The organism is Myxococcus sp. CA040A, assembly GCF_013336725.1.
GTDB lineage: Bacteria > Myxococcota > Myxococcia > Myxococcales > Myxococcaceae > Myxococcus > Myxococcus llanfairpwllgwyngyllgogerychwyrndrobwllllantysiliogogogochensis.
Genome location: NZ_JABUMR010000006.1, coordinates 948,729 through 960,455 on the forward strand (window position 1 = coordinate 948,729; position 11,727 = coordinate 960,455).

At 67.4% G+C, this 11,727-nt stretch carries 9 protein-coding genes; 4 read left to right on the plus strand and 5 right to left on the minus strand.

Features of this window, described 5'->3' with window-relative positions; translation table 11 throughout:
* Window positions 1-31 precede the first annotated feature (31 nt).
* Both HUA75_RS30055 and HUA75_RS30060 read left to right on the plus strand, forming a co-directional pair.
* Complete coding sequence (locus HUA75_RS30055) at window positions 32-673, plus strand: peptidoglycan-binding domain-containing protein (protein ID WP_174456137.1); 642 nt, start codon at window positions 32-34, stop codon at window positions 671-673.
* Window positions 674-676: 3 nt separating this feature from the next.
* Window positions 677-2,248: a hypothetical protein gene (locus HUA75_RS30060; protein WP_174488320.1), complete on the plus strand. Its 1,572-nt coding sequence runs from the start codon at window positions 677-679 to the stop codon at window positions 2,246-2,248.
* A gap of 33 nt (window positions 2,249-2,281) precedes the next feature.
* On the opposite strand, the gene HUA75_RS30065 is transcribed toward HUA75_RS30060, so the two are convergent.
* Both HUA75_RS30065 and HUA75_RS30070 read right to left on the minus strand, forming a co-directional pair.
* Window positions 2,282-3,112, minus strand: coding sequence for an alpha/beta hydrolase (locus HUA75_RS30065; protein WP_174460395.1), 831 nt, complete (start codon window positions 3,110-3,112; stop codon window positions 2,282-2,284).
* Between the two features lie 147 nt (window positions 3,113-3,259).
* Window positions 3,260-4,837: a serine hydrolase gene (locus HUA75_RS30070; RefSeq protein ID WP_174488321.1), complete on the minus strand. Its 1,578-nt coding sequence runs from the start codon at window positions 4,835-4,837 to the stop codon at window positions 3,260-3,262.
* Between the two features lie 267 nt (window positions 4,838-5,104).
* Between HUA75_RS30070 and HUA75_RS30075 the strand changes: the two genes are divergently transcribed.
* Together HUA75_RS30075 and HUA75_RS30080 are read left to right on the plus strand one after the other, a co-directional pair.
* Entirely contained in the window at window positions 5,105-7,324 is a 2,220-nt protein-coding gene (locus HUA75_RS30075) for a phosphodiester glycosidase family protein (protein ID WP_174488322.1), read from the plus strand.
* 123 nt (window positions 7,325-7,447) lie between these two features.
* Window positions 7,448-8,068: a hypothetical protein gene (locus HUA75_RS30080; protein WP_174488323.1), complete on the plus strand. Its 621-nt coding sequence runs from the start codon at window positions 7,448-7,450 to the stop codon at window positions 8,066-8,068.
* Window positions 8,069-8,080: 12 nt separating this feature from the next.
* Here HUA75_RS30080 and HUA75_RS30085 read toward each other — a convergent pair whose 3' ends face one another.
* The 3 genes from HUA75_RS30085 to HUA75_RS30095 all read right to left on the minus strand — a co-directional run bounded on the left by HUA75_RS30085 (window position 8,081) and on the right by HUA75_RS30095 (window position 11,514).
* Window positions 8,081-10,078, minus strand: a complete 1,998-nt coding sequence (locus HUA75_RS30085; RefSeq protein WP_371746223.1) for a serine/threonine-protein kinase — start codon at window positions 10,076-10,078, stop codon at window positions 8,081-8,083.
* 135 nt (window positions 10,079-10,213) lie between these two features.
* Window positions 10,214-10,969 carry a DUF5953 family protein gene (locus tag HUA75_RS30090; RefSeq protein WP_141642491.1) on the minus strand — a complete coding sequence of 252 codons (756 nt, stop codon included), beginning with the start codon at window positions 10,967-10,969 and terminating at the stop codon, window positions 10,214-10,216.
* The gene (locus HUA75_RS30095) at window positions 10,966-11,514 is read right to left on the minus strand and encodes a DUF6310 domain-containing protein (protein ID WP_306440874.1); all 549 of its coding nucleotides are present in this window, start codon (window positions 11,512-11,514) and stop codon (window positions 10,966-10,968) included. Before HUA75_RS30095 ends, HUA75_RS30090 begins: the two co-directional genes overlap by 4 nt.
* Window positions 11,515-11,727 lie beyond the last annotated feature (213 nt).

The following is an 11,727-nucleotide window of genomic DNA, read 5'->3' on the forward strand; positions in this document are numbered from 1 at the left end:
TGGGGCTCTTTCATCGACGAGGGGGAAGACCATGTCCACCACCCATGTCATTCGACGTGGCGAGTGCATGTTGCTGGTCGCACGGCGCTACGGAATCCTGGACTACCGGCAGGTCTACGAGCATCCGGCCAATGCGGAGCTGCGTCGCAAGCGGCCCAATCCGAGTGTGCTCTATCCCGGCGACACGGTGTTCATCCCGGAGCCGCGCCCCTCGTTGATGCCGCTCTGTGAAGGGTTGCCGCGCTCCCTCACTGTCAATGCGAGTGCCCGCTATCTGCGGCTCGAGTTGCGAGACGACGTGGGCGCACCGCTCGCGAGCAGACCCTATCTGTTGTTGTTCGGTCCCCGGGTGGTGGAGGGGGAGACGGACGGAAACGGCCTCCTGGTGCAGCGTGTTCCGCTCAGCGCGAGTCGTGCCGAGCTGGAGTGTGAGGACCAGTGGTGGGAGCTGGAGCTGGGCACGCTGCGTCCCATGCACGACGTGCCGGATGACGGTGTCGCGGGGGCGGAGGCCCGGCTCATCAACCTGGGGTACGCGCTGGCGCCGACGGGGCGGATGACGCTGGAGCTGCGCAGCGCGCTTCGAGCCTTCCAGCACCGCAATGGCCTGGCCGTCACGGGTCGGTTGGACGCGGAGACGTCGACAAGGCTCGAAGCGTTGCACGGGAGCTGAGGCATGACGGCGAAGGCGGCGAAGAGGCGGGGCGGGGCGGAAGCGGAATCTCCGAAGAAGGTCGCGGTGGCGACGGCGCCGGAGCGAGAGGCGCACCACGCGACGCTGAGAGAAGCGCAGTGTACGGACTGCGCGGTGGGACTGCTGCGGCAGTACGTGAGCGCGAGCCTGCGCAGGCAGGGGAAGGCGGACCCGGGGAACCGACGGTTCCACTTGAAGGGTGACGAGGCGCTGGAGTTCTCGCGGACGACGCCCCTGGCGCTTCAGCTCGTGGGACTGCGTCGGGAGCGCGGCGTGGCCCCGGGGTTCGAGGACCTGCTGCTCGTGCTCTATGACCCGGCGCTGCTCGTGGATGCGGAGCGGCCCCTGCTCGATGCGGAGGGCTTGCGCGAGGCGAACCTGGAGGACACGCAGGCGTATGTGGACGCGGTGCTGGAGGACCGCGTGCACGCGCCACCGAGGGACTGGCCATTTCCGGGCGTGAATGTGTCCTGTCCGAAGTGCAAGCACTGGCGCGTGGCGATGTTCCCCCTCACCACGGAGACAGGCCACTCTCCGGAAGAGGCCGCGCGGGGAACGAAGTCCCTTCACCTGAGCGCGATAGCGCCGGGGCTCTACAACGCGCACTTCCGAGTCGCGCCGCACGAGGAGGGAGCGGAGTCCTCTCCCGCACCGAGACGCTCTGACGACGCGCCTCCCGAGAAGAAGAACCAGTCCAACCGAGTCGCGCTGCATGAGGAAGATGCGGCGTCGCCCGTGCTGCGACTCTCCGAGGACGCGATACCCGTGAGAAGGCGTCACCTCATCGCTGAGTTGTTGAAGTCCGCGCAGGCGGCACACGACCAGGAAACAGACGAGGTGATTCGAGTGGGCTTCCTCGAGAAGGACACCGCGACGAGGACGTCTCAGGCGGGGTCCGCGCTGAACGATGCGGACGCGTCGGTGACGGAGCCCCAGTCACGGACCGATGCCGCGCGAGTGGCCGAGCACCGGAAGCGCCAGGCGGTGTCAGTCTTCGAGGCGTTCAAGGCGAGGCTCGAAGCACAGGAGCGGTGTCTCCGTTTGGAAGATGCAAACGGGACGGAGACGCGGGACTTCACGGCACAAGGCAACGCGCTGTCTCATCTGGAAGTCGTGGAGGACGAGACGGCTCCGATGAAGTCGGGCCTGCGGTGCGTCTTCAAGACACCCCCGTCGTCTCCGCCGAGGACACTGCGACTGACGGCGGAGTCCGTGCTCGTCACGCTCGGCACGACGAGCGGCGCGGGCTTCCATCCACCCGGAGTCGGAGGGTCGGGCGTCGAGACCCGTCAGGTGTTCCGCTCATCCGAGGACTTCAAGACCTTCCTCCGGATGGCGGTGCTGTCGAAGCGAGCACTCTGTCCCGCGCGCCAGTCGACCTGCACCGGGTCTCGAGGATGCCCGACTCGAATCCAGGACCTGGAGCCCTGTGACTTCGGAGCCTGTGGCTTCAGGTTCGACTACGTGCTGGCCGAGACGACTCGCGCGAACATGGAGGCGCTCGTGTCCCGACTGGGTGGCCCGGACTGGGACGCGCTCTTCGCGTCGTCCTGAGCCTCCCCAGTTGCGCGATATCGAAACAACGACTCAGCTCCGGACGGTGGCGTGCTCGGTGGCCCAGTTGAGGGCGAGGTCCGCGACGGCCTCCCAGCCCGGCTGCGCCACGGTGTAGTGCGAGCGGCCCTTGAGCTCCACGTACTCCGTCACCGCCTTCGACTTCGCGTAGCGCTTCACGTTCTCCCGCTGGATTTTCGCCGGGAGGATGATGTCCGAGTCACCCGAGAGGAACAGCAGCGGCGCGCGCTCGTCGTTCTTCAGATTCACGGTGACTTCGGAGCGCGGCGTCAGGTTGGCGAGGGCGCCCTGGAACAGCGCGCGGCCCGAGCCCGGCACGTACTGCGTGCGGTACACCTCGTCCGACTCCTCCTGCGTCAGCGTGTTGGTGAAGGCGTAGTGGAACTGCTCGGGCGTCATCGGCGCGGGGCGGTTCACATTGGCGGGGTTGAGCAGCGTGGACGCGGTCGACTTGATGGTGGTGAACGGCAGCGTGTAGACGCCCTTCACCGGCGCGGAGTGGATGGCGACGCCCGCGGCGCCCACGCCCCTGTCCAGCAGCATCTGTACGAAGGCGCCGCCGTACGAGTGGCCCATGAGGATGGGAGGGGTGGGCAGTGCGCGGATGATGCGCTCGTAGTGGTCGACAATCTGCTTCACGCGCAGATTCTCCAGCGGCGTCGGGTCCTTCTGGAGCGCCTCCACGCCGACCTCCAGGCCGGGCCACGACGGGGCGATGACGCGGTAGCCGGCCTTCGTGAAGCGGTCAATCCAGCCCTGCCAGCTACGGGGCGTCATCCACATGCCGTGGACGAGGACGATGGTGTCGGGCTGGGTCTGGGTCTTCTGGACGGTGGCGCTCATGGCGTACTCCCTCTTGGGTTCACCGCGTCTGCCGCGGTGTGCGTTGCTGACAAGAGGAACAGTAGAGACCTGGGCGTCCGCGAAAAATGGGGCGCCAGGCAGAGGACTGTTTCCACGCGGGAAACAATCCTCCCCAGGGGAGACCCGCTACTTCGAGGCCGCGCCGAGCTTCTCCAGCATCATCACGGCGTTGTTGTTCTTGGGGTCCAGCTCCAGCGACTTCTTGTAGCGGAAGATGGCCTCGTCTTTCCGCCCGGCCTCGGCGTAGCCCTCACCCAGGCTGTCGTGGGCGTTGGAGTCCTGCGGGTAGAGCTCGACGTTGGCCTCGAACATCTTCACGGCATCGGGGACCTTGCCCGAGCGCAGGAGCGAGTAGGCGATGTCGTTGAGGACGGCGGGAGACAGCTGCTTGTCCTCGGGTGTGGCGGCGCTCTTGCGGGCCTTGAACCAGGTGATGGCGGCCTCGGCGCCCTTCAATCGCGTCAGCAGGTCCACCGTGGTGAAGGCATTGTCGGGAGCGAGCGTGTAGCCCTTCCAGCCGTACTCGGCCATGACGCTCGCGATGATGGGCTCGAAGAGGCGTGAGCCCGCATCCGAGTTGGTCATGATGGCCACGCCGCTGCCCGACTCGAAGGCCATGAGGAAGCAGCGGTAGCCCTCGTTCGAGCCGCCATGGCCGAACCAGTCCTGGTCCGAAGGACGCTCGAAGCCGATGCCGAACCTCTCCGACTGGCGGGTGAGCATCTGCTTCGCCATCGCCTGGGACACCACGCGGCGGGACTGCCCCTTCGTCGCCTTGGACATCTCCAGCGCGACGCGGGCGAGGTCCGACGGCGTCGTCCACAGTCCGGCGGGGGCCATCTCCGGGTAGACATGCCAGCGGCCCTCGACGCTCTTGCCCCCGGAGTACGTGCCGCTGGCCGCCATGGACGCCAGGTGCTTGGGCAGCGGCTGCTCGTAGGTGCTGTGCTTCATGCCGAGCGGCGCGAGCACGGTCTCCTTCATGATTTGGGGGAAGGGCTTCTTGAGCTGATCCACCAGCATCTGCTGGACGATGGTGGTGCCGCCGCCGCTGTAGCGCGTCAGCGTGCCGGGCACGGTGTCCACGCGCACGGCGGACGTGTTCGCGGGCTTCTCGCCATCGAGCACCTGCTGGGTCGTGGGCACGGGCCCGGTGACGGAGTAGCCGGGGAAGCCGCTCACCGTCGTCCCCGCGCTGTGCGAGAGCAGCCGGCGCAGCGTCACCTTCTGCTCCTTGGTGAACTCGTTGTCGGGCAGCTTCCAGGAGATGAGCGTGTCGTTGATGTCCGCGTCGAGCGACCACTTGCGCTTCTCGGCGTGGTGCATCGCGGCGAGCGCCGCCACGGGCTTGCTGATGGACGCGGCCTGGAAGAGCGTGTCGACGGTGACGGCGTCGGTGCCGCCCACCTGCTTCACGCCATAGCCCTTGGCCCAGATGAGCGAGCCCTGGTCGAACACGGCGATGCTCACGCCAGGGATGCCATACAGCTCCATCCACTGAGGCAGCGAGAGCTGACGTGGCGCCTCGCCGGGGAGGGTTACCGCGGGCAGGCCCTGCTCCACGCGAGCGATGCGGGCGGCCTCGGTGGGGCGGGCCAGCCACTGCGTCGCGGGCTTGCGGGTGTCCGCGGCGGTGAGGAGGCCCAGGGCCGTGAGGCCCGAGAGGGCCACGGTGAGGAGACGGGATGAAGGTCTTGGGTTCATGGAAGGGGTTCCTGGAGGGACTCGCGTGAAATGCCGCGTCACACGAACCCTACGCGGTTCCCCCGGGTCGCTTGCGCTCGCCTGCTCATGAGGCGTTTCACGACCCGCTGGAAACCCCCGAGCGGCCACCCACCAATGTCCTGCGGCAACCCCTGGAGGTGTCGAAAGGGGAACAGACGCGCTGGGTTCAGCGTGCGCTGGGAAACCCCGAAATCACCGAATCGAAAATGAGGAGACGGGCTTCGACTTTCCGAAAGGAAGTGACGCATGGGGGGCACGGCGGCGATTCGAGGTGGCTCACCGACGACGTCGTCGACGGGGACCGCCGAGGCGGATGCGGCCCGGCGTGCGGAAGAGGCTCGGCGTCGCGCTGAGGCGGCGAGGAAGGCGGCGGAGGCCGCGCGTCGTGCGGCAGAGGAGTCGCGTCGTGCCGCGGAGGCCGCGCGTCGCGCGCAGGAGAAGGCGCGAGCGGAGGCGGCGAAGGCGAAGTCCCAGGCCGAGGCTCCGGGGCAGACTCCGACAGAGGCGAAGGACTCCAGGAAGGAGGCCGTGGAGGCGCAGCGGGCGGAGAAGCTCGCCGCGCAGCGGACGGCTCGGGCCGAGGAGTCGCAGCGGGCCGCGGAGGAGCATGCCGCGCGCTCCGCCCAGCGTGCGCAGGGCGCGATGCGTGAGGCGAACACGCAGGCGGGTGTCCAGGGCCTGCCGCCTCCGTATGACGCGCAGCGCCTCTCGGGCGCCACGTCCAATCCGGTGCGGAGCAGTGTGTCGAGCTTCGAGGACGCCTCGCGCAACGTGCTGCGCGACAAGCTGCTGGGCCATGTGCCTGCGCCCCCGGGGAGCTCGGAGGCGTCGTCGCTGCTCACGGAGGACGCGAAGGACGGCAAGGTCAACTGCCTGGATACGGCGGCGGACTGGGTGGACAAGGCGTCGCCGGAGTTGCTCGCGCGCTCGGAGATGGTCTTCCTGAAGGACCAGCGGCCGGGGACGGAGGGCCAGACGGGGCACGTGGTGGTGCGCCAGGGCGAGCAGGTGTTGGACCCGACGACGAACCAGTCGTACGAGTCGCTGGACGCATACAAGAAGGCGCAGCCGCAATACACGGAGGCGGGGACGGTGTCGGCGACGGATGCGAAGCGCATCTTCGACACGCCGCCCGGCTCACCCGAGCGCGCCGCGGAGTTGGACAAGGCGAAGCTGTCTCCCGAACTCCAGTCGATGATGGTCGCGGACGTGAGCACGCCGGAGAAGGAGGCGTGGGACCGCTACGACGCGCACGTGAAGAAGGGCCTGGACTTGAGGGACGTCCCAGGGGGCCTTCGCCAGGAGCTTCGCGCCGAACACACCGCGACGACGCAGCGGTTGAAGGACGAGGCGAACAAGTCGTCTGTCGACCGACTGCGGCAGGAGTTGAGCGCCACGCCGGAGGGCCAGAAGGCGCTCGCGGACCTGGATGCGCGCGGTGTCCAGGTGAACGTGGTGGACGACGCGTCCTATCCGGAGCTGCCCGGCGAGAAGACGGACGGCTACGCGTTGCCGGGCAATGGGGACATCACGTTGCGCCGCTCGGCGGCCACGTCGGACGTGTTGCTGCGCGAGGCCCAGAACTCGGCGCGGACGCAGGAGCTGAAGCTTCCGACGACGGAGGCGGACGGGAAGCGGCTGTCCGCGGCGGTGACGGAGCGCATCAACGCGAATCCAAGACAGCCGGTGGAGTTCGAGGCCGATGGCCTCCACGTGGTGGCGATGAAGAACGCCACGCCATCCGTTGTCGAGCATGGGGGCAGCATCGTCGACAACGTGTTGGGGAGCTGGGCGAGGCCGGAGGCGGCGAAGCCCTTCTCCAAACTGGCGCAGGAGGAGGGGCGCCAGCCAGGCAGCGACACCATCATCAACACCAGCTTCTATGGCGTCCCTTTCTCTGGGAGCAGTCCGGTGGGGAAGGTGATTGAGAACGGGAAGGTGCAGGGGGGTGAGTCGTCACCGGACCGGTTCTATGCGGCGTGGACGTCGAGTGGCCTGAAGTTCGGGCAGGGAGATCCGCCGGCGGATTCGAAGGTGGCGTTTGGTGGGGCGGTGCCGCTCATCATCAACAACACGCCGTATGGGGACGGGAATCAGTACAAGCCCGGGACGTCCTCGGCGGCGCCGCTCACGGGAGACCCGGGGGCTTATGCGTCCGACCTGACGCAGCGGAACAACGAGGGCTTCAAGGACCAGAACGAGCGGGGTGCGAACAGTGGAAAGGTCGTCGTCGGTTACGACCGGGACACGGGCACCACGTATGTCGTCGCGCAGGACGACGGGTCGAAGCCGGGCAGGACGCTCGCGGAGATTCGCGACTCGCTGGTGAAGCTGGGGGTGGATGACGCGGTGTCGTTCGACGGCTCGGACTCGGCCACGCTGGTTCGGGATGACCAGGTGAAGGTGGACCCTGGCGGCGTGAAGGACAGGACCATCCCCTACGGGCTCAAGCTGAGCCTGCCGTGACGCGGGGGACGGGGGCCCGGATGTGTGTCGGGCCCCGGAAAAGTAATTCCCGATGTAACCGTGTGGGCGCTTCTGGCGAAGAAGGGGTGTCTGTCCCTCATCGCACTTGGAAGGAAGTGACCCGTGAATTCGCTGACCAAGGTGGATGGCCGTTCGACGATGCGCCAGCAGGGCCCGAAGGCGGATGACGCGCAGCGCGCGGATGATGCGCGCAAGAAGGCGGAGGCGGAGGTTCGGGCGGCGAAGGCGGCGAAGGAGGCGGAGAAGAACGCGCGCAAGCAGGCCGAGGCCGCGGAGAAGGCGCTCGACGAGGCTTCGAAGAGGCGGGTGGAAGCGGAGATGAAGGCGAATGCGCCGGGGCAGACGCCGAAGCAGCAGGAGTCCTCGGCGAAGGCGCTCGCGGAGGCGCAGGCGGACGAGCAGACCGCCCTGGTGAAGTTGGCCAACGCGCAGAAGAAGCTCGAGTCCGCTTCCGCGAAGGCGTCCGAGTCCACGCGTCGCGCGGATGAGGCGAAGAAGAAGGCGAACGACGCGGCGGAGCGGGCGGGGCAGCCTCGGCCATTTGGCAAGGAGCAGCCCAAGGCCAACGAGAAGTCTCAGTCGACCTTCGAGGACGGACAGCGCCAGCCGGACATGGAGAAGATGATGGGCCGGACGCAGTCCGCGAACAGCATGGAGCCGGCGTTCTCCTCGAACATGCCGATGATGAAGCCCTCGGAGATGATGCAGTCGATGAGCGTCTGAGCGCTGCTCCGCTCACTTCGGCGTGGCGTGGTCCAGGACTTCCTTCCAGGCATCGAGCGCGCGGTGGATGTCCATGCGCTCGGTGGCGGTTGTCTCCTTCATCGCGAGGTCATGGATGCGGACGAGCGACTCCTCGATGACCCGGGGGTACTCATGCTTGGACGCGCGCTCCAGGTACATCGCCTTGAACTGGACGAAGCGCCGCGCCAGCCGGTCATCGCTGGGCGTCAGGGCTGGAGTCGAAAGCATCGCCAGCACGTGAGGGCCCGGCGCGCGCAGGGGCACCACGGAAGGAGGCGGTGGCGTGGGCTCGGGATGCGTGTCCGCTGACGACGGCGGCGCGGTGGCGACCTTGGGGGCCTGGAGCGCGCGCAGGTGCTGCGTCAGCGTGAAGATTGACGCGCTGACCTGTGTGCTCTCGGCCCGGGTCGTCGCCTTGAGTGCGCGTGCGTGGAGGTGCTTGAGCTCCTTCTCGAACTCCTCCGAAGGGGCGCGGCCCGAGGTCTGCTTCAAGTAGCGCTCCTCGAGGTTGTAGACGCGCTGGACCAGCTTGGGGTCCGGGGGCGCCTTCTCGCCGCGTGGCAGGAAGGCCGCTGGGTGCCTCGGCGTGGGCCGCGATGGCTGCTGCTTGGGGTCGGTCGCGGTCTTGTGGACGGCCGGGGTGGCCGTGGAGGCGTCCGCGTCGGAGACAGCGGGCGTGGAGGGCGCCTGGAGCGCCGCCGAGTTGGAGGGCTGTGTGCTTCCCTCGGAGCCGGGCTCGGGGAGGTTTGGAGTCGCGCCTTTCGAGGGGAGCGCCGGGTCGTTGACCGCGAGAGGTTGCGCGGAGGCTTCTTGCGTGGGAGGCGGCGGAGCAGGAACGGGCGCGCGCTCCGGAGGATTCTGACGGGGCGCCTCCGCCGTGGTGACGGTGGTCGGGACGGGTGTTGTCCCCGTGCGTCCGGGCCCCCAGGGTGAGAGCAGGAACGTTGCCGTCGCGACGCTGGAGAGGAGCGCGGCGCCGGCGGCCAGCCAGACACGTCCGCGCCGGGTCGTGGGGTGGGGGAGCTTCACCTGGGACCAGGTGGATTTCGTCCCACCTTCACGGCCGATGGGTTGAACGGTCGCGGTCGTTCCGGGGCCGAACGGAGGGACGACGGTGGGCGGAATCCGCTTCAACGCCTGTTGCACGGCCTCGGCGGACTCGGGGCGCAGGGCCGGGTCCTTGGCGAGCAGATGAAGGACGAGGGTGTCGAACTCGGGCGCGATGCCGGGGACGAGTGAGGAGGGGAGTGGGGGTGGTTGCTCGACGTGAGCGAAGAGGACCTGGAGCTGTTCGCCCTTGAAGGGGCGTTCGCCGGTCAGCATCTGGAAGGCCATGATGCCGACGGCATAGAGGTCGGTCGCGGACGTGACGGTGGTTCCGCGAATCTGCTCGGGGGCCATGTACTCGGGGGTTCCGAGGATGGTGCCGTCCACGGTGGTGGGGCCGTCGTGGCTGCGCACCAGCTTGGCGATGCCGAAGTCGACGAGCCTGACGGCGCGCGAGCCGTCGAGCATCTCCGCGAGGAACACGTTGCCGGGCTTCATGTCCCGGTGCACCACGCCCGCCTTGTGAGCGGCTCCGAGCGCCGAGAGAATCTGGTCGAGAATCCAGGCGGTGGTGTTGGGGTCCAGGCGTCCGCGTTGCTTGAGGGATTCGGAGAGGGACTGGCCGCGCAGCAGCTCCATGATGATGTAGGGCCGCGAGTCGGGCAGGCGTCCGAACCCGAAGATGTCGATGATGCCCGGGTGGCGGATGGAATTGACGGCGCGTGCCTCGATGAGCAGACGTTCCACCTGTTGCTGGGTGACGTGCTCGGCGCGGAGGACCTTGATGGCGACTTGTTTGCCAATCAAGGGGTGGACGGCGCGATAGACGACGCCCATGCCTCCCTCGCCGATGCGCTCCTCGATGATGAAGTCATTGACCTGGGTCGAAATCAGCGAGTCTTTGACTCGTGGACTTCGTTCCCCCCTCGTTGTCTCTCTCACGGTCATCGGTCTTGCCACGGAGCCTAGTGCCGGCGTGTGAGGCCACTCAAAACGAGGTGCGAGGTGTTGGCCCTGACAATGTCAGATGTTGGCCATCTGAGGGGAGAGGTGACAGCTGCGCCCCGCGCTGAGGCGTCAAGGCGGTGAGCGACCGCCGAGCTTCGGGAAGCGCTCGTAGGCCCGTAAGAGCGCGTCCAGGTGGGCGGGGTTGTCGAGATCGAGCGGCGCTTCGGTGAGCGGCACAATCCATCCACCCGTTGCCGTGCGCCGCGCCCGTGAGAGCAGGTCCGTGTCGCGGGCAGGGTCGGGGAACCCGATGGCTTCCGCGGCAGCATCCGACCAGTAGTTCAGCCAGCCGAGGTAATAGGGAATCTCAGGCGAGCGGATGTGCTCGAAGAGCTTCAGGGCGGGCAGCCCCCTGCGTGGGGACGGCGGCCCTTCCAGCGTGGGTGCTGTCTGATACGCAATGTCCAGCGCGGCTCCGTCCGGCGTCGCATGCCCCCAGAACGCGCGTGCGCCTTCCGCCATGCCCTCCAGCATCTCCACCGCTGCCGTGATGCTGGCCGCGTCCAGCGGCAACTTCGCATGGACTTGGAGCTGTTGCTGGCCGCCAGGGCTTGCGCTCGCGGAGCGTCGCATCCCAGAAATGGTTACTGGGTAGCTCTCGTCACCGTTGCATAGCAGTGGGAACTTTCCGCGTGTTGCCGCCTCAGCGAGCCACGCCTCGCGTTGTGGTAGCTCGATGGGGCGCCCTCCTTTGCTCACTTCCCACTCCAGGCGCAAACCGGGCAGCGCCCGTTCCATGCCACGGACGACAGCGAGTGTGCGGCCGTCGTGCCCCGCGAGTGTAGGCGCGTAGACGGTCATATCGAGGCGCTTTCGCGTGGTCATCGTTTGCATCCCGTGACGGCGATTCTGAGGCTGGAGTCCTGTCGCAGCAGCGCATCTTTGTGCGCGGCACTACTCACCCCAACGACGAAGCTATATCCACAGGCCGCTGCGATGTCGCGGTCCTCCTGGAGCTCTTCCAACTGATCTTCGACGACCCGATCCCGGAGGAAGTCACTGTACGTGTCAAACTGATGGGTCTTGATCTCCCACAGCACACGCGCGCCGACTTGAAGCGCATCAAACCGCTTGCCGCCAACGAGCACGTCATTGCCGGGATAGCGGTTGGGCGGAAACGTGTCGGCGCACTCGTTATGCGGAGCATCCTCGCCCGCGTGCGGCACCGGGACGGGCCTGCACTCCGGATGGCGTTCTCGGTCCAGTGGATCGGTCGGCGCCGGGGGGAACCAGTCCTGCCCTGCTGGCTCGGGCTTTCGGTGCGTCAAACGCTCCTGCTCATCGGGGGGCCGCGTTTGGGTCTCAGGCTGCGCACCCTCACGAGATGCCCTCCGATATGCATCCAACTCTTCTTTGATGGCGACGGCCACCACGACTGCTCCAGCGACAATCACGGCTCCAACGACTATCTCGGGTGCTATCAGGATGCAGACCCCTAAACCCAATGCCGTTCACTTTAGGGACGGACGCGACGTAGGGGCCTGCGGGAGCGTGCTCGTCGGTCCGGGCGGGGACGCTTCCGTGGGTAGCTGCTCATCTTGATTTTCACCGCACGCGGATACCGTCTGTGACTTCGCCGCAGC

Coding starts and splice junctions, on each gene's coding strand:
- HUA75_RS30055 (WP_174456137.1), top strand. CDS start 32: ATGTCCACCACCCATGTCATTCGACGTGGCGAGTGCATGTTGCTGGTC.
- HUA75_RS30060 (WP_174488320.1), top strand. CDS start 677: ATGACGGCGAAGGCGGCGAAGAGGCGGGGCGGGGCGGAAGCGGAATCT.
- HUA75_RS30065 (WP_174460395.1), bottom strand. CDS start 3,112: ATGAGCGCCACCGTCCAGAAGACCCAGACCCAGCCCGACACCATCGTC.
- HUA75_RS30070 (WP_174488321.1), bottom strand. CDS start 4,837: ATGAACCCAAGACCTTCATCCCGTCTCCTCACCGTGGCCCTCTCGGGC.
- HUA75_RS30075 (WP_174488322.1), top strand. CDS start 5,105: ATGGGGGGCACGGCGGCGATTCGAGGTGGCTCACCGACGACGTCGTCG.
- HUA75_RS30090 (WP_141642491.1), bottom strand. CDS start 10,969: ATGACCACGCGAAAGCGCCTCGATATGACCGTCTACGCGCCTACACTC.